The sequence below is a fragment of the Brevundimonas bullata genome (assembly GCF_014207965.1).
Taxonomy (GTDB): domain Bacteria; phylum Pseudomonadota; class Alphaproteobacteria; order Caulobacterales; family Caulobacteraceae; genus Brevundimonas; species Brevundimonas bullata_A.
Genome location: NZ_JACHLM010000001.1, coordinates 902,306 through 920,428 on the forward strand (window position 1 = coordinate 902,306; position 18,123 = coordinate 920,428).

Genomic DNA, 18,123 nt, shown 5'->3' on the forward strand with positions numbered 1-18,123 from the left:
CTAGAGCATCATTCGGGCCGGGGTCACGTGTGTCGGCGTGAAAATCTTGCGGCGAGGGCCAAAAGAAAACGCCCGGCGGGGTCGAACCTGCCGGGCGTTTGCATTTCTAGCGATGATCCGAGGATCAGGCTTCGGGGTTGGGGGCCTGATCCCAGCCGCCGGCCAGGGCCTTGAACAGGGCGATCTGGTAGGTGACGACCTGGGCTTCCGAAGCGGCGAGGGCCGCGTCAGCGCCGGCCAGGGTCCGTTCCGAATCCAGCACCGTCAGGAAGCTGTCTGCGCCGGCGTCGAAGCGCAGACGCGACAGGCGGGCCGCGGTCGCCGCCTGATCCCGTGCGGTGCGCAGGGCCGTGCGGCGATCCAGTTCGTTGGCATAGGCGCTGAGCGCCGTCTCGGTTTCCTGCAAGGCCGTCAGCACGGTCTGGTCGAAGGTCGCCAGAGCCGCGTCGGTGAGGGCGCCGGTCTGCTTGATACGAGCGCGGGCCACGGCGATGTTGGGGAAGTTCCAGCTGATCAGCGGACCGACGCTGAAGCGGAAGTTGGCGTCGTCGCCCAGACCCGAGGAGTCCAGCGAGGTCAAGCCCAGCGAGCCGCCCAGGCTGATGCTCGGATAGAGGCTGGCGGTGGCCACGTTCACGCGGGCGGCGGCGGCGGCCAGACGCGCCTCGGCCTGACGCACGTCGGGACGACGGGCCAGAAGCGCCGCGCCGTCGCCGATCGGGATCGGCTTAGATAGTTGCGGCGGCGACTGGCAACCGCGCGCCGCCTCGCTGGCCTCGGCCGGGGTGCGTCCGGTCAGGGTGGCGAGACGATAGAGGGCGCCGTCGCGCTGGGCCCGCAGCGGCGGCAGGCTGGCGCGGGTGGACTCCAGCGCCGCGCGGGCGCGGGCCACGTCCAGTCCATTGCCGGAACCGCCGTCCAGCAGGCGCTGGGTCAGGTCGACGGTCTTGCCTTGCAGGTCGATGGTGCGTTCGGCCACCGCGATCTGGGCGTTGGCCGAGCAGGTGTCGGCATAGGCGCGGGCGGTTTCGGCGGCGACGGTGATGCGCACCACCTCCAGCGCCTCCGCGGCGGCGGCGGCGTCGGCGCGGGCGGCGCGAACGGTCGACTCGACGCGGCCGAACAGGTCGACCTCATAGGCGACGTCCAGGCCGACGCTGTAGGTGTCGACGTCGTCCAGCTTGGCGCCGTTGGCCGCCGGGTTGGTGATGGTCGAGGCCTGGCTGCGGTTGAAGGCGGCGTTGGCGTTGGTCGAGGGCAGGCGACCGGCGCGGGCCTCGGACAGCGAGGCCCGGACGGCGCGCAGATTGGCTGCGGCCGCCTCCAGCTCGTTGTTCTCGGTCAGGGCCTGCTGGATCAGACCGTCGAGCGTGGCGTCGTTGTAGAGCCGCCACCAGTCGGCGCGGGCCGCCTCGGTCGAAACCGAGGCGGATTGCGCGCCGACGAAGGCGCCTTGGCCCTGGATCGGGACCGTGGGGGCCGGCGCCTTGGGCCCGACCGCGCAGGCGGCGAGCAGAAGCGCGGCGCTGGAGGCGGTCAGGAGGGAAAGGGCTTTACGGTTCATCAGGCGTCTCCCAGGCGCGGGTTGGCCGTGGCGGGGCCGGCCGGCGCGGGGTCGGTGGGGTCGTACGGATCATGAGGCGGCGTGCCGTAGGTGGTCGGCAGGTCGCGCGGCTTCTCGGGCGAGTTGGGCAGCTTGCCCGCGAGCCAGCGCATCATGACGTAGAAGACCGGGGTGAAGATCAGACCGAAGAAGGTCACGCCCAACATGCCGGAGAAGACCGCCGTGCCCAGCGACTGGCGCATTTCGGCGCCGGGGCCGGTCGCCAGCATCAGCGGCATGACGCCGAAGATGAAGGCGAAGGAGGTCATCAGGATCGGACGCAGGCGCACCTTGGCGGCGTAGATCGCCGCTTCGAAGCGATCCATGCCCTCTTCTTCTTCAGCCTGCTTGGCGAACTCGACGATCAGGATGGCGTTCTTGGCCGCAAGCGCGATCAGGACGACCAGGCCGATCTGGACCAGGATGTTGTTGTCCAGCCCCCGAATGTTCACCCCGATCATGGCCGCCAGCAGACACATGGGGACGATCAGCACCACCGCGAGCGGCAGGGTGAAGGCCTCATACTGGGCCGCCAGCACCAGGAAGACGAAGACCACGGCCATGACGAAGATCATGGAGGCGCCGCCCGAGGCCTGCTTCTCTTGCAGGGCCAGTTCGGTCCACTCGTAGCTGAAGCCTTGCGGCAGGGCTTGAGCGGCCAGGTTCTCCATCGTCTTCAGAGCCTCGCCGGACGAGACGCCCGGCGCCGCCTGACCCTGCAGCTCGGAAGCCGGGAACAGGTTGAAGCGGACGACGCGGGCCGGACCGGAATCCTCGCGCAGGTTGGCGACGGCGCCGATCGGCACCATGGCGCCGGTGGCCGAGCGGGTCTTCAGGTTGGCGATGTCGGCGATGTCGTCCCGCGACGAGGGTTCAGCCTGAGCGGTGACGCGGAAGGTGCGGCCCAGCAGGTTGAAATCGTTGATGTAGGACGAGCCGAGATAGACGCCGAGGGTGTCGAACACGGCCGAGGGCTGGACGCCCATCATCAGGGCCTTGTTGCGGTCGATGTCGGCGGCGATGCGCGGCGAGCCGGTGTTGTAGGTCGAGAAGACCTGCTGCACTTCATCCGGGATCTGGGCCGCGCCGCCCATCATGGCGAAGGTGGCGCCTTCCAGCGCGCGGTAGCCCGCGCCGGAACGATCCTGGATCATCATCTTGAAGCCGTTGCCGTTACCCAGGCCTTGGACAGCCGGGGGGGCGATGACGAAGATGTTGGCGTCCTCGATGCCGGCGGTGGCGCCGGTGATGGCGCCGGCCAGAGCCGTGGCGGCCTGTTCCTTGGTGCGGTTCTCGAAGGCGTCCAGGCGGATGAACAGCGTCGCGGCGTTGGAGCCGAACGAGAAGCTGGAGCCGTCCAGACCGGCGAAGGCCACGGTGCCGTCGACGCCTTCCGTCTTGCGGATGATGTCGTTGGCGCGCTCCATCACGGCCTGGGTGCGGTCGAGCGAGGCGCCGGCGGGCAGTTGCACCACGCCGATCAGGAAGCCCTGATCCTGTTCCGGAATGAAGCCCGACGGGGTGTCCACCAGGCGCCAGCCGGTGATGGCCAGCAGACCCACATAGATGATCGCGACGAGCATCAGCGAACGGACCAGACGGGCGGTCAGACGGCCGTATTTGTCCGACAGCCAGTCGAAGCCCTGGTTGAACTTGGCGCCGGCCCAGCCGAGGTAATAGAGGACCGTGCCCCACAGACCCGGCTTGCGCTCATGGTGGTCCTGGTGCGGCTTGAGCAGCAGGGCGGCCAGGGCGGGCGACAGGGTCAGGGAGACGATCAGCGAGATCAGCGTCGCCGAGGCGATGGTGACGGCGAACTGGCGGTAGAAGATGCCGGGAATGCCAGGCACGAAGGCGGTCGGGACGAACACCGCCGTCAGCACCAGGCCGATGGCGATCAGGGCGCCGGAGACCTCCTGCATCGACCGATAGGCGGCCTCCTTGGGGGTCAGCCCCTGCCTCAGGTATCGCTCGACGTTCTCGACCACGATGATGGCGTCATCGACGACGATGCCGACGGCCAGAACCAGGGCGAACAGCGACAGGGAGTTGATCGAATAGCCGAGCGCCAGCTGCACCGCGAAGGTGCCGACCAGGGCGACCGGGATGGCGATGATGGGAATGATGGCCGCGCGCCAGGTCTGAAGGAAGATCAGAACGACGAGCGCCACCAGGACGACGGCTTCGAACACCGTGTGCTGCACGGCCTCGACCGAGGCGGCGACGAATTCCGTGGGGTTGTAGGGGATGGAGACGGCCATGCCGGCGGGGGCTTCGGCCTTGACGGCCTCGACCTCGGCCAGGACGCGGTTGGCGGTGGCCAGGGCGTTGGCGCCCGGCTGCTGGACGACGGCGACGCCGACGCCGCGCTGGCCGTCGAAGAAGCCGCGGATGCCGTAGTCCTGGGCGCCCAGTTCGACGCGAGCGACATCGCGGACGCGGGTCACGCGGCCTTCGGCGTCGGTCTTGATGACCACGTCGGCGAACTGATCAGGGTCGGACAGGCGGCCTTGCACCTGAACCGGCAGCTGGAAGGCGGCGGCGTTGGTGGCGAAGGGCGGCTGGCCAATGGCGCCGGCGGCGGCTTGCACGTTCTGGGCGCGCAGGGCGCCGACGATGTCGGAACCAGTCAAACCGCGCTCGGCGGCCTTGGCCGGGTCGATCCAGATCCGCATCGAATAGTTGCCGCCACCGAAGACCTGGACCTGGCCCACGCCGTCGATGCGCAGCAGGCGGTCCCGCAGCGTCGAGTTGGCGTAGTTGCCGACGTAGTCGTTATCCAGGCTGCCGTCCGGCGAGGTCAGGCCGACGATCATCAGGAAGCCGCTTTCGGCCTTGTTGACCGTCACGCCGATCTGGCGGACCTGTTCAGGCAGCTTGGGCTCGGCCAGGGCGACGCGGTTCTGAACCAGCACCTGCGCGGAATCGAGATCCGTGCCGGGCTGGAAGGTGACGGTGATCGACACCGCCCCGTCCGAGGTGGAGGAGGAGGTCAGGTACAGCATCTTTTCGACGCCGTTGACCTCTTGCTCGATGGGGGCCGCCACGGTCTCGGCCAGGGTCTCGGCCGAGGCGCCCGGGTAGGCCGCGTTGATGGTGATCGTCGGGGGCGCGATCTCCGGATACTGCGACAGGGGCAGCATCGGATAGGCGAACAGGCCGATCAGGGTGATGAACACCGAGATCACGCCCGCGAAGATCGGGCGGTCGATGAAGAAGCGGGAGATATTCATCTATCTTAGCCCGCGTTGGCGAAGGAGGCGCTGGAGGCCGGCGCCGCCTGGGTGACGGGGGCGTCGCCCGCCTTCGGAGCGACCGGGGCGATGGTTCCGTTCTTCGGCTGGACCTTCATGCCCGGCATCTGGATGCGCTGACCGCCCGAGATGATGACGCGGTCGGTCGGCTTCAGACCCGAACGGATGACACGCAGGCCGTCGACCAGGGGGCCGGTCTGAACGGCGCGGGCGGCCGTCGAGCCGTCGGCGTTGACGACCATGACGACGCGGCGGGCGGCGTCGGTGGCGACAGCCGAGTCAGGCACCAGCAGGGCCTGGTAGGCGCCGCCGCCGGCCAGTTGCGCCTGACCGAACATGCCGGGCTTGAGGAAGCCGTCGGCGTTGGGGACCACGGCGCGCAGGCGGATGGTGCCCGAGGCGCTGTCGATGGCGTTGTCGGTGAAGTCCAGCGTGCCGACGCGGTCGTAGCTGGCCTCATCCTGCAGGCGAATACGGATCGGGGCCGGGCCGCCCGTGCGGGCTTCGCGCTGGTACTTCAGCGCCAGGGCTTCGGAGCCGTCGAAGACGAAATAGATCGGCGAGGACGAGACGATGGTGGTCAGGACGTCGCCCGCCGAAGAGCCGCCGCCGACCAGGTTGCCCGGATCGACGCGGCGGTCGGACACGCGGCCCGCGATCGGGGCGGTGACGCGGGTGAACTCGACGTCCAGCTGGCGGGCGCGGATGGCGGCGTTGGCGGCCGAGACGGCGGCCTGGGCCTGGGCCACGGCGCCGCGCTTGGAATCGACCTCGGCCTGGGACACGGCCTGCGAGGCCAGCAGGCCCTCGGCGCGGGCGAACTCGCTGCGGGCCAAGGTCAGCTGGGCCTGGGCCTGGGACAGTTGAGCCTGGGCGGACGCGAGGGCGGCCTGGGCCGGGCGCGGGTCGAGCGTGAACAGCAGTTGGCCCTGACGCACGAAGTCGCCGTCCTTGAAGTGGACCGCCTGGATGTAGCCGCCGACGCGAGCGCGCACGTCAACCGAACGGGTGGCTTCGAAACGGCCGGTGACTTCGTCCCAATCGACGACTTGACGGGCCAGCGGGGTAGCGACGGTGACGGGCGGCGCCTGAGGCGCAGGCGCCTCGCCTCCCTTGGAACAGCCGTAGAGGGCGGCTGACATCATGACGGACGCAACCGCGATCTTAACCGTGCGCATCGGCGCATTCTCCTGAGAGAGGGGGATTTCAAACATAACAGACCAGCGCTCTTCGGGGGAGGAGGCGCCAGTCAACGTCGGGTGACTTAATGATGAGCGCGGTTCCGCTTGTCAACGCCTGATGACAAAGCCATATAGGTGATAAGGTTTATTGGAGTGCGACCTATTGGTCCTGTGCGACGCCCCCCGACCGCGTAACGCCAACGCCACCCGCCAGGCTATCCTGGAGGCGGCGCGCGAACGCTTTTGCTCCGACAGCTATGACGATGTCGGCATGCGCGACGTCGCGCGTGACGTCGGCGTGGATGCGGCCCTGATCAGCCGCTACTTCGGCTCCAAGGAAGATCTGTTCGTCGCCGTCCTGGACAGCTGCAAGAACGGTCGCGACCTGATGGACGGCCCGCGCGAGGATTTCGGCGAGCGGCTGGCGCGCGAGATCGTCTATGGCGAGGTCATGCCGTGCCAGGACGACGGCCAGAACGAGGGAGCCGGCGCCAAGATGCGGGGCTTGCTGATCCTGCTGCGGTCGGTCGGGTCGGCCAAGGCGATGGACGTCATGCAGCGCACCTCCAACAATCGCTTTTTTGACCCTCTGGCCGCGTGGATCGGCGGGCCGGACGCGCCGGTGCGGGCGCGCCTGGCGGCAGGGCTGATCATGGGCATGGCTATCGGTCGCGAGCTGTCGGACGGCTATTCGTCGCTGGGCGAGACCCAGAAGGCGGAGTTGGCGCGGCGCATGGCCGGGGCGCTCCAGGGTCTGATCGACAACTGAATAGAAAAAGGGCGGACCGCGAGGCCCGCCCTTTCTCTTTGATATGTGCTGAGGCTCAGGCCCAGTGCATCGGCACGTGGCGGGCGGCGGCCCAGTGGATGGCGCGGATGGCGTCGACGATGGCGCGGGTGGCCTCGACGGTGCCCAGGGCGCCGCCCAGATCGGCGGTGACGGCGCCGGAAGCCTGAACCGCAGCGACGGCGGCCTCGATCGAATCCGCCTCGTCTTCCAGCTCGAAGCTGTGACGCAGCATCATGGCCGCCGACAGCACCATGCCGATCGGGTTGGCCAGGTCCTGGCCGGCGATGTCGGGAGCCGAGCCGTGGATGGGCTCGAACAGGCCGGGACCGCTGCTGCCCAGCGAGGCCGAGGGCAGCAGGCCGATGGAGCCGCCCAGCACCGAGATCTCGTCCGACAGGATGTCGCCGAACATGTTCTCGGTCAGGATGACGTCATAGTCGCGCGGCTTGCGGATCAGGTGCATGGCCATGGAGTCGACCAGGGCGTGCTCCAGCGTGATCTGCGGATATTCCTCGGCGTGGATGCGGGTCACGACCTCGCGCCACAGGCGGCTGGTCTCCATGACATTGGCCTTGTCGACCGAGGTGACCTTGCCGCGACGCTGGCCGGCGGCCTGGAAGGCGGCGCGGGCGACGCGTTCGATCTCCTCGACCGTATAGACGCACAGGTCCGAGGCGCTGGTTGCGGTGCGGGTCTTCTCGCCGAAATAGACGCCGCTGGTCAGCTCGCGGAAGACGATCAGATCGACGCCCTCGACGATCTCCTTCTTCAGCGGCGACAGGTGGGCCAGGACCGGCGAGACCTGCAAGGGGCGCAGGTTGGCGTACAGGCCCATGGCCTTGCGGATGGCCAGCAGACCCTGTTCCGGCCGGACGGGGGCTCCGTCCCATTTGGGTCCGCCGACCGCGCCCAGCAGGACGGCGTCGGAGGCCAGGCAGGCGGTCTTCGTTTTCTCGGGCAGGGCCTCGCCGGTCGCGTCGATGGCGGCGCCGCCGATCAGGTGCTCGGCGAACTCGAAGCGATGGCCGTAGATGTCGCCGATGCAGGTCAGGACCCGCTCGGCCGCCAGGGCCACCTCAGGGCCGACGCCGTCTCCGGGCAGGACGACGATGTTGAAGGTGCGGGTGTGGGGCATCAGATGGTCTCCGGTTCACGGAAGCGTTCGTAGGTCTGGATGTAGGGCAGTTTCGACTGCAGCCAGCCGAGGGTGTCGACGCCGTCGAGCAGGCACTGGCGGGCGAAGGCCTCGACCTTGAACGGGACGGGGGCGACGTTTCCGCGACGGATCTCTCCGGCTTCCAGATCGATGGTGACGGGTTGTTCGGGATGGGCGGCCAGGTCGTCCCAGGTCGCCTGATCGACGACGATGGGCAGGAAGCCGTTCTTCAGCGCATTCGAGGTGAAGATGTCGGCGATCTCGGTCGAGATCACCGCCCGGAAGCCATAGTCCAGCAGGGCCCAGGGGGCGTGCTCGCGCGACGAGCCGCAGGCGAAGTTGGGACCGGCCAGCAGGATGCGCTGCTCGGTCGGATCGATGCGGTTCAGCACCGCCTCGGGCTTGGCTGAGCCATCGGCCTCATAGCGCCAGTCGTGGAAGGCGTGGGCGCCCAGACCCTCGCGCGACGTGGTGGTCAGGAAGCGGGCCGGGATGATCTGGTCCGTGTCGATATTGGCCTGGCTCAGGGTCAGGGTCTTCGACGTCAGAACCTTGAAGGCCTCAGGCATGGATGGCCTCCAGATAGGCGCGCGGGTCGGTCAGGACGCCGGCCACGGCGCTGGCGGCGGCGGTGGCCGGGCTGGCCAGGATGGTGCGGGCGCCCTTGCCCTGACGGCCCTCGAAATTGCGGTTGGAGGTCGAGACCGCCAACTGGCCGGGGGCGACGAAATCCCCGTTCATGGCGATGCACATGGAACAGCCGGGGATGCGCCATTCGGCCCCTGCCTCGGTGAAGACCCTGTCCAGCCCCTCGGCCTCGGCGTCGCGACGCACGGCCTCGGAGCCGGGGACGACCAGCATGCGCACGCCCGGCTGGACCTTGCGGCCGCGCAGGATGTCGGCGGCGGCGCGCAGGTCGGGCAGGCGGCCATTGGTGCAACTGCCGATGAAGACGACATCGACCTTGTGGCCGGTCGTCGCCTCGCCGGCGGTGAAGCCCATATAGTCCAGGGCCTTCTGGTCAGACGCCTTGCGAGGATGGGGCGCCGGGGCGCCGACGGGCGCGCCAGCGTCGGGCGTGGTGCCCCAGGTGGCCATGGGACGGATGGCGGCGCCGTCCAGAACGACCTCCTTGTCGAAGGTCGCGCCGGGATCGGAAGCCAGGGTCAGCCAGTCGGCGGCGGCGGTGTCGAAGTCGGCGGGAACGTGACGGCGCCCGCGCAGCCAGTCGATGGTGGTCTGGTCGGGGGCGATCATGCCCGCCCGCGCGCCCGCCTCGATGGACATGTTGCACAGGGTCATGCGCCCTTCCATGTCCAGCGACCGCACGGCCTCGCCCGCATATTCGATGACGTAGCCGGTGCCGCCGCCGAAGCCGATGGCGGCGATGACGGCCAGAGCCACGTCCTTGCCCGAGACGCCGGGGCGCAAGGCCCCGCCGACGGTGACGCGCATGGATTTGGCGCGGCGCTGCAACAGGCACTGGGTGGCCAGCACGTGGCCGACCTCGGAGGTGCCGATGCCAAACGCCAGGGCCCCGAAGGCGCCGTGCGTGGCGGTGTGGCTGTCGCCGCAGACCACGGTCATGCCCGGCTGGGTCAGGCCCAGCTCAGGCCCCATGACGTGAACCACGCCGCGTTGATCCGAGTCCCAGCCCGCCAGTTCGACGCCGTGGCGTTCGCAGTTGGCCTCCAGCGTCTCGACCTGGTTTTTGGCGGCGGCGGTGAAGTAGGGGCGCTGGCCGTCCGCGCCCGCCGGCAGGGTCGGGGTGGAGTGGTCCAGGGTGGCGAAGGTGCGGTCGGGGCGGCGGACCTTCAGGCCGCGCGCCTCGATTTCGGAAAAGGCCTGGGGCGAGGTGACTTCGTGGACCAGGTGCAGGTCCACATACATGACGCCCGGCGTCTCGGCCGTTTCCGGCACGACGACGTGCCGGTCCCAGACCTTTTCATACAGGGTGCGGGCGCTCATCAGCGATCCTCCCCTGCGCAGCGGGGGAGGGGGACCATGCGCAGCATGGTGGAGGGGGCGAAGGCCGAGCGCGACGGATGGGATTCGCCCCCTCCACCGCCTGCGGCGGTCCCCCTCCCCCGTCGCGACGCGACAGGGGAGGATTGATCATGCCGGCTCATGCACGCGCTCCTTGGCCGGGGCCGCGGACGAGGCTTCGCTGATGGGCTCCAGCCAGCCGAAGCGGTCGGGGGTCGTGCCGTCGAACAGGCCGCGGAAGGCCTTGTTGACCGCCTTGGTGATCGGGCCGGGGCCGTTGGCGCGGGTGGGGATGCCGTCGACCGAGCGGACGGGGGTGATCTCGGCGGCGGTGCCGGTCATGAAGACCTCGTCGGCGACGTAGAGGGCCTCGCGCGGCAGGACCTGCTCGCGGGCTTCGTAGCCCAGACCGCGCGCCAGTTTCATGACGCTGTCGCGGGTGATGCCTTGCAGGATGGAGGCGGCGGCGGGCGGGGTCATCAGCACCCCGTCCTTGACGATGAACAGGTTCTCGCCGGCCCCTTCCGACAGCAGGCCGTCGGCGCCCAGGGCGATGCCTTCGCCGAAGCCGCGCACACGGGCCTCGCGGCCGATCAGATAGCCGGACAGATAGTTGCCGCCTGCCTTGGCGCCCGAAGGGATGGTGTTCGGCGCGACGCGGTTCCAGCTGGAGATGCAGGCGTCGACGCCCTTCTCCAGGGCCTCCTCGCCCAGATAGGCGCCCCAATGGAAGGCCGAGATCATGACGTCGGTGCGGATGTTCTCAGGCGACGGGGACACGCCCATGCCGCACTCGCCCAGGAAGGCCAGGGGGCGCAGGTAGGCCGAACGCAGGCCCTCGGAACGGACCACGTCCTTGCAGGCCTGGACCAACTCGTCCTCGGTGAAGGGCAGGGGGAAGTGATAGATGCGCGCGCTGTCGAACAGGCGGCGCACGTGGTCGGTCAGGCGGAAGCCGCAGGGGCCGTTCGGGGTGTCATAGACGCGGATGCCTTCGAACACCGAGGTGCCGTAGTGCAGGGCGTGGCTCATGACGTGGACCTTGGCGTCGGCCCAGGGCGTCAGTTCGCCGTTGATCCAGATATTCTTAGCCAGCGGTTGCATAGGTCGTGTCCATTTGTGCGGAGGCGCCAGCAGCCGTCACGGCCGCGATGATGGCGGTCAGCTCCGCGTCATTGATTTCGCCGATCTGATCGGCGCGTTGCTTGAAGCCGGCGAAGACGTCGGCCAGGCGCTGGCCCTCCAGCACATGGCCCAGGGCCTCGGCCCGCTTGCCGACCGCATGGCGGCCGGAATGCTTGCCCAGCACGAAGTAGCTGCCCTCGAAACCGACGTCCTCGGGACGCATGATCTCGTAGGTGCGGGCGTCGGCCATCATGCCGTGCTGGTGGATCCCGGCCTCGTGGGCGAAGGCGTTCAGGCCGACGATGGCCTTGTTGCGGGCGATGACCGTCTCGGTCACTTCGCGCAGGGTCTCGGAAGCGCGCACCAGGTGGCGGCTCTCGGCGGATACGCTGACGCCATAGCGGTCCGCGCGGGTGCGCAGGGCCATGATGATTTCCTCGATCGAGGCGTTGCCGGCCCGTTCGCCGATGCCGTTGATGGCGCCCTCGATCTGGCGCGCCCCGCCCTCGACGGCGGCCAGGGAGTTGGCCACGGCCAGACCCAGGTCGTTGTGAGCGTGCGACGCGAAGATCACGTCCGCGTGGCGCGGTCGGATGATTCCGTCCAGATAGGCGAAGCGCGCGCGCACTTCTTCCGGCGTGGCGTAGCCGACGGTGTCGGGCACGTTCAGCGTCTGGGCGCCCGCGTCGGCGGCGGCCATCAGGGCCTCGGCCAGGAACTCCGGCTCGGTACGGAAGGCGTCCTCGGCCGAGAACTCGACGTCGTCGAACATCGAGGCGGCGTATTCCACCGTGCGCGAGATGGTGGCCAGCACCTCGTTGGTGCTCATCCGCAGCTTGGCCGAGCGGTGGATCGGGCTGGTGGCCAGGAAGACGTGGCAGCGGCGATGCGACTTCGGCGCCGGCGACAGAGCCCGGAACGAGGCGTCGATGTCCTTCTCGTTGGCGCGCGACAGCGAGGCGAAGACCGGTCCCTCGATCTCGCCGCAGACCCGTCGGATGCATTCCTCGTCGCCCGGCGAGGCGGCGGCGAAGCCGGCCTCGATCACGTCCACGCCCAGGTCGCGCAGGACATGGGCCATCTTCAGCTTGGCCTCGGCCGACATGGAGAAGCCAGGCGCCTGCTCGCCGTCGCGCAGGGTGGTGTCGAAGATGATGACGCGGTTGGGGTCCGACGCCGTAATCTCGGCGGTTCTGGATACTCGTTCTACTCGGGACATTTTACGCGGCCTCGGATTGGTAGGCAGGGGCGCCGATGCGCGACACGCCGAACAGGCGGTCGATCTGGCAGCCCAGGTTATCGATGGAACGCGCGGCGTCGCGGCCGCGCACGGTCAGGGCGATGCGGCGCGAGGGGCCCCCTTCTTCAGAATCTGGGGCCATGCTCATGCCGTCGATGTGGAAGCCGCGGCGCTCCACCAGGCCGATGAGACGCTGAAGCGAGCCGTCGGCCCGGTCGATCTGGATGTGAATGGTGTCGCTCATGCTCATGCGCCTTCCATCATTTCAGCGTTGCTCTTGCCCGGCGGAACCAGAGGCCAGACGTTCTCTTTGGGGTTGATGATGACGTGGGCCAGGCAGGGGCCGTCGGCGGCCAGCAGGCGGGCGATGCCGGCCTCGACCTGATCGCGACGGTCGATGCGGAAGGCCTCGACGCCGAAGGCCTCGGCCACCTTCACGAAGTCCGGGTTGTCGGACAGGTCGACCTCGGAATAGTTCTCCTCGAAGAACAGCTCCTGCCACTGGCGCACCAGGCCCAGCGAGGCGTTGTCCAGCAGGACGATCTTTAGGGCGACGCCGTAGCGCTTCAGCGTGGCCAGCTCCTGGATGTTCATCATGAAGCCGCCGTCGCCGGCGATGGTGACGACCGTGGCCGAGGGGTCTGCCAGCTTGGCGCCCAGACCGGCGGGCAGGCCAAAGCCCATGGCCCCCAGACCGCCCGAGGTGATGTGGGCTTCCGGCTTGGAGAAGCGGCAGTGCTGGGCGGCCCACATCTGATGCTGGCCGACGTCGCAGGCGGCGACGAAGCGGTCGCCGGCGGCCTCGGACAACTGCTTCAGTAGGGCGGGCGCATAGACGCCTTCGCCCGGGGCGTCGTAGCGGGCGGCGTGATGGACGGCGGCGGTGGCGCAGCGGATGACCCAGGGGTCGATGGCCAGAGGCGCAGCCGCCAGACGCACGGTCAGGGCCTCGACGCCGGGCTTCAGTTCGCCGCGAACCGCGACATGGGTCTCGCGCAGCTTGCCGATCTCGGAAGCGTCGATGTCGAAATGGACGACGCGGGCGTGGGGCGCGAACTCGGCCAGCTTGCCCGTGGCGCGGTCGTCGAAACGGGCTCCCAGAACGATCAGCAGGTCGGACGCCTGAACCGCCTCGTTGGCGGCGCGCGTGCCGTGCATGCCCAGCATCCCCAAGAAGCCGGGGGCGTCGGTCGGGATGGTGCCCAGGGCGTTCAGGGTCGAGACGGTCGGGATGCCCGTGGCCTCGGCGAAGGCGCGGACGGCCTCCGTGGCGCGACCGATCTTCACGCCGCCGCCGATGTAGATCAGCGGGCGCTGGGCGGCGCGGATGAAGCGTTCCGCCTCGGCGACGGCGTCGTGATCGACCTCGGCGGTCTCATTGGGAATGTTGAAGCCGAACGGGGCGGTCGCCGTGGCGAACTGAACGTCCTTGGGCAGGTCGACCAGGACCGGGCCGGGACGACCCGAGGCGGCGATGTGGAAGGCCTGTTCGACGGCGGCTGGAATCTCTGAGGCGTCGCGCACCAGGATGGAGTGCTTCACGATGGGCAGGGTGACGCCCAGGATGTCGATCTCCTGGAAGGCGTCGGTACCCATGACGCCCTGGGGGACGTTGCCGGTGATGCAGACCATGGGCACCGAATCCATCATGGCGTTGGCGATGCCGGTGATCAGATTGGTGGCGCCGGGGCCGGAGGTGGCCATGCAGACGCCGACCTTGCCCGAGGCGCGGGCATAGGCGTCGGCGGCGAAGGCCGCGCCCTGTTCGTGACGGACCAGGATATGCTTCAGGCCCGTGCCGGTCAGGGCGTCGTAGATCGGCATGATGGCGCCGCCGGGGTAGCCGAAGACCACCTCCACGCCCATCCGCTCCAGGCTGGAGACGAGCAGGCGCGCGCCGGTGGCCGTGTCGTTCACGGTCGCCGGGGCGGAGGCGGTTTTCAGGGCGGGCGCGGCGGCGCTCATCGGGTCGGTCTCTCTTTATATATATGCGGGTCAGGCGGCTTCAGACTTGGCGGTCTGCAGCCAGGCCATGCGCTCGCGCAGGCGCGCGCCGGTCTGTTCGATCTGGGATTCGCTGTCGGCCTTCAGCCAGGCGGCGTACTGCGGCTTGCCGGCCTCGTTTTCGGCGATCCAGTTGCGTGCGAAGGTGCCATTCTGGATCTCGGTCAGGACCGTCTTCATGCGGGCGCGGGTCTCGTCGTTGATGACGCGCGGGCCCGAGGCGACGGCGCCCCACTTGGCCGTTTCCGAGATGAAGTGGTGCATCTTGGAGATGCCGCCCTCGTAGAACAGGTCCACGATCAGCTTCAGCTCATGCAGGCATTCGAAGTAGGCGATCTCGGGCTGGTAGCCGGCCTCGACCAGGGTGTTGAAGCCCGACATGACCAGTTCCTTGGCGCCGCCGCACAGGACGGCCTGTTCGCCGAACAGGTCGGTTTCGGTTTCTTCGCGGAAGGAAGTCTCCAGCAGACCGCCGGTCGCGCCGCCGATGCCCTTGGCGTAGCCCATGGCGCGGTCGCGCGCCTTGCCGGTCGCGTCCTTCTCGATGGCGAACAGCGAGGGGACGCCCCGCCCGCGGGCGAACTCGCGACGGACCAGATCGCCGGGGCCTTTAGGGGCGACCAGGATGACGTCCATGTCGTCGCGCGGTGTGATGCGGTCGTAGATGATCGAGAAGCCGTGGGCGAACAGCAGGGCGGCGCCCGGCTTGGCGTTGGGCTCGATGATGTCGCGATAGACCTCGTTCTGGATCATGTCCGGGGTCAGGATGGCGATGATGTCGGCGCCGCGAACGGCCTCAGCCGGCTCGGCGGTGGGGACGCCGTCGGCGGTCGCGTGTTTCCAGCCGGTGCCGCCCTGGCGCACGCCGACGACGACGTCATGGCCCGAGTCCTTCAGGTTCTGGGCGTGGGCGCGGCCCTGCGAGCCATAGCCGATAACGGCGATGCGCTGGCCGGCGATGGCGCCCGGCTTGATGTCGTCGTTGGTGTAGATGGTGATGGCCATGGTTCAGGCGTCCTCAGAAATCGGGGCGTTGGAATAGGTGGCGGCGGTTTGGGCCGGCGGCGGATTGGGGATGGTCACGGCCCCTTGCGAGGCGGAGGCGACGGCGGCGCGGTATTTCGCGAAAACGCCTTGCGCCGGACGGACCCGGTTGGGGGCGAAGTCCGCCCGGCGCGCCTCCAGATCGACGAGCACATCGATCCGGCGGTTGGTGACGTCGATGACGATCGGATCGCCATCGCGAATGAGAGCGATCGGGCCGCCCGCCGCCGCTTCGGGCGAGACGTGGCCGGCGACGAAGCCGTAGCTGGCGCCCGAGAAGCGACCGTCGGTCAGCAGGGCCACGTTCTCGATCTTGCGGCCTTTCAGGGCGGCGGTGACCTGCAACATCTCGCGCATGCCGGGGCCGCCCTTGGGCCCTTCGTAGCGGATGATGATGACGTCGCCTTCGCCGACCGAGCCGTCCTGAACCGCATGGAAGGCGTCTTCCTCGCAGTCGAAGACGGCGGCGGGGCCTTCAAAGCGGTCGACCTTGTGGCCCGTCAGCTTGATGACGGCGCCCTCTGGAGCCACGTCGCCATAGATGACGGCGTAGGAGCCGCGCGCCATGACGGGGGCGTCCATACTGGCGACGACCTGCTGGCCCGGGGTTTCCTCGGCTTCGGCGGCCTCGGCGAACAGGCTGCGGCCTGTGACGGTCGGCGTGTTGACGATCTTCCCGGCCTCGGCCAGCCGCTGGGCGACCAGGCGCGTGCCGCCCGCCGCGAACAGGTGCGAGGCCAGGAAGCGGCCGCCGGGCTTCAGGTCGCAGATGACCGGGGCCTCGACGCAGGCCTGGTGGCAGTCCTCTATGCCGAAGTCGACGCCGGCCTCGGCGGCGATGGCGGTCAGGTGCATGACGGCGTTGGTCGATCCGCCCGAGGCCGAGACCGCGATGGCCGCATTTTTCAGGCTGGCGCGGGTGATGTATTTGCGGGCGGTGTCGCCAGCAAAGACGCGCTCGACGATCAGGCGGCCGCAGCGCTCGCCTTCGGCGCCCTTGCCGGGATCGACGGCGGGGACGTCGTTGGCGCCCATGGGGCTGATGCCCATCATCGACAGGGCCATGGCCATGGTGTTGGCGGTGAACTGACCGCCGCAGGCGCCGGCGCCGGGGCAGACGGCACTTTCGACCGCCTTCAGCTCGGCGTCGTCGATCGAGCCCGCGCCGTGCGCGCCGATGGCCTCGAACACCTCCTGGACCGAGACCTCCTTCTCGCCGATCCGGCCGGGCAGGATGGTGCCGCCGTAATAGACCAGGCCCGGAATATCCATCCGCGCCAGGGCCATAGCCGCCGCCGGGATGGTCTTGTCGCAGCCGACGATGCAGACGACGCCGTCCAGCTGATGCCCCTCGACCGCCAGCTCGATGGAGTCGGCGACGACCTCACGGCTGATCAGCGAGGCCTTCATCCCTTGGGTGCCCATGGAGATGCCGTCGGTGACGACGATGGTGTTGAAGTCGATGGGATAGCCGCCTGCCGCGATGATGCCGGCGCGCACGTCCTTGGCCAGACGGTCCAGGTGCATGTTGCACGGGGTGACCGTCGACCAGGTGTTGACGATGGCGATCATCGGCTTGTCGAAGTCGGCGTCCTGCATCCCTGCGGCGCGCAGATAGGAGCGCGCCGCAGCCCGGGTCGGCCCCTGAGTGACGGCGGAACTGCGCGAATTGGGTTGTTTTTTGCTGTCGGACGAGTTGGTCATCGGATTATTGGAAGGTTCTGCCTGTTGGGTCTGTGCTGGGCACATGAAAAACCCCGCTGCCGGGTGGGAGCGGGGTGAAGCGGGCGATTTTGACGGGGTCAGGTCAGGTCGCAGGCATCCACACCGCTCGGCTAAGCGGAATAAGAATTACCGAAAGAAGGAGTACGCCCAGCGACAGCACACGCAGATCGGCCGCCGCTTTCGCGGGGCTCAGGATCGCAGCAATGGCGGCGCGGTGGGACACAGGAGAACCTTTCAACTGGGCGCTCTTATGCCGCCCTCGATGCTGCGGCGCAACCCGGTCCAGCCGAAATGTGGAATAAAAGTGCGTTGCAGCGCTCTGCGCGTGCTCCAAGGCGCGGTTGTTGTGCTCTGGCGGGGTTGGCGTGCACGTTTTCACCCGTTCAATGTGGGGCGGTGTTGCGGCTCCGCTTTTAGGGCGTGCGGCCTCGGGTTTGGGGCAGGCTTCCGGGTGGGTGCGCTGGGTTATGCCGGGCGCCTGTCCTGGTCCGGTTGTGAGGTCCCGGCCGGCCCTTTTGCGCACTCTATATATGCAGCGGCATTTGGAGCGCGGGCTTCGCTGTTCTGGGACTCTGGTTCGTTGAGATAGTTCGCAAATCCGTCATTCAGGGGTTGTGGACTCTGGGGGTGGTCCGTATAGACGCGGCTCGCTCGGAGACGGGCTGGCCCACGGGGCTTCGGGACTGAGTTTCTGGGGTTTTGGCGGGGTAGGGAGTTGAAAAACTTCTTGCTTCTGTCGGTTGGATCGGCTAGGTTCCGCGCTTCGATCAAATCGCTGATTTGCCGGTGTGAGGGGCTTCTTCGCTTCTCCAGCTGGTTTTCTGCGGCTTCGGAAGCTTCGGCTTTTGGAGCTTCAGAAAGTTCAGATGGTTGGTTGACTTGGGGATCGGCTTTCCTTAGAGAGCTGCCTCCGCCGGGGTCTTCGGGCTTCGGAAGTGTTGAAAAAGTTCTTTAAAAAGAACTGCTTGACACGGAAAACTTGAGGCGGTACACACCGCCTCCGCCGCGAACAGGC

Annotated in this window: 13 protein-coding genes; 1 reads left to right on the forward strand and 12 read right to left on the reverse strand. The window is 68.3% G+C overall.

Features of this window, described 5'->3' with window-relative positions; translation table 11 throughout:
* Positions 1-124 precede the first annotated feature (124 nt).
* The 3 genes from HNP51_RS04380 to HNP51_RS04390 are packed head-to-tail and all read right to left on the reverse strand — an operon-like array spanning position 125 to position 6,035.
* Positions 125-1,564: an efflux transporter outer membrane subunit gene (locus HNP51_RS04380; RefSeq protein ID WP_184267433.1), complete on the reverse strand. Its 1,440-nt coding sequence runs from the start codon at positions 1,562-1,564 to the stop codon at positions 125-127.
* The gene (locus HNP51_RS04385; protein WP_184267436.1) at positions 1,564-4,836 is read right to left on the reverse strand and encodes an efflux RND transporter permease subunit; all 3,273 of its coding nucleotides are present in this window, start codon (positions 4,834-4,836) and stop codon (positions 1,564-1,566) included. Before HNP51_RS04385 ends, HNP51_RS04380 begins: the two co-directional genes overlap by 1 nt.
* Before the next feature lie 5 nt (positions 4,837-4,841).
* Entirely contained in the window at positions 4,842-6,035 is a 1,194-nt protein-coding gene (locus HNP51_RS04390; protein WP_184267437.1) for an efflux RND transporter periplasmic adaptor subunit, read from the reverse strand.
* A 166-nt stretch (positions 6,036-6,201) separates the two neighbouring features.
* Between HNP51_RS04390 and HNP51_RS04395 the strand changes: the two genes are divergently transcribed.
* Positions 6,202-6,807: a TetR/AcrR family transcriptional regulator gene (locus HNP51_RS04395; RefSeq protein WP_260398296.1), complete on the forward strand. Its 606-nt coding sequence runs from the start codon at positions 6,202-6,204 to the stop codon at positions 6,805-6,807.
* Between the two features lie 55 nt (positions 6,808-6,862).
* Here the strand turns inward: HNP51_RS04395 and leuB are convergent, their stop codons facing one another.
* From leuB to HNP51_RS04440, 9 genes are all read right to left on the reverse strand, one after another.
* Complete coding sequence (leuB, locus tag HNP51_RS04400) at positions 6,863-7,963, reverse strand: 3-isopropylmalate dehydrogenase (RefSeq protein ID WP_184267441.1); 1,101 nt, start codon at positions 7,961-7,963, stop codon at positions 6,863-6,865.
* Complete coding sequence (gene leuD / locus HNP51_RS04405; protein WP_184267443.1) at positions 7,963-8,553, reverse strand: 3-isopropylmalate dehydratase small subunit; 591 nt, start codon at positions 8,551-8,553, stop codon at positions 7,963-7,965. The genes leuB and leuD overlap by 1 nt, the downstream gene beginning before the upstream one ends.
* Positions 8,546-9,952: a 3-isopropylmalate dehydratase large subunit gene (gene leuC, locus HNP51_RS04410; RefSeq protein ID WP_221415702.1), complete on the reverse strand. Its 1,407-nt coding sequence runs from the start codon at positions 9,950-9,952 to the stop codon at positions 8,546-8,548. The genes leuD and leuC overlap by 8 nt, the downstream gene beginning before the upstream one ends.
* Before the next feature lie 147 nt (positions 9,953-10,099).
* On the reverse strand, positions 10,100-11,074 hold the full coding sequence (locus tag HNP51_RS04415) for a branched-chain amino acid transaminase (protein WP_184267445.1): 975 nt from the start codon (positions 11,072-11,074) through the stop codon (positions 10,100-10,102).
* A complete protein-coding gene (locus HNP51_RS04420) occupies positions 11,058-12,314 on the reverse strand; it encodes a 2-isopropylmalate synthase (RefSeq protein ID WP_184267447.1) in 1,257 nt (418 codons plus the stop codon). Before HNP51_RS04420 ends, HNP51_RS04415 begins: the two co-directional genes overlap by 17 nt.
* Before the next feature lies 1 nt (position 12,315).
* Positions 12,316-12,579: an ACT domain-containing protein gene (locus HNP51_RS04425; RefSeq protein WP_184267449.1), complete on the reverse strand. Its 264-nt coding sequence runs from the start codon at positions 12,577-12,579 to the stop codon at positions 12,316-12,318.
* Between the two features lie 2 nt (positions 12,580-12,581).
* Positions 12,582-14,300 (reverse strand): acetolactate synthase 2 catalytic subunit, encoded by a 1,719-nt coding sequence (gene ilvG, locus HNP51_RS04430; protein ID WP_184267451.1) that lies wholly within the window; start codon positions 14,298-14,300, stop codon positions 12,582-12,584.
* 30 nt (positions 14,301-14,330) lie between these two features.
* Positions 14,331-15,344 carry a ketol-acid reductoisomerase gene (ilvC, locus tag HNP51_RS04435; RefSeq protein ID WP_184267453.1) on the reverse strand — a complete coding sequence of 338 codons (1,014 nt, stop codon included), beginning with the start codon at positions 15,342-15,344 and terminating at the stop codon, positions 14,331-14,333.
* 3 nt (positions 15,345-15,347) lie between these two features.
* Positions 15,348-17,087 (reverse strand): dihydroxy-acid dehydratase, encoded by a 1,740-nt coding sequence (locus HNP51_RS04440; protein WP_184267455.1) that lies wholly within the window; start codon positions 17,085-17,087, stop codon positions 15,348-15,350.
* Positions 17,088-18,123: the final 1,036 nt, after the last annotated feature.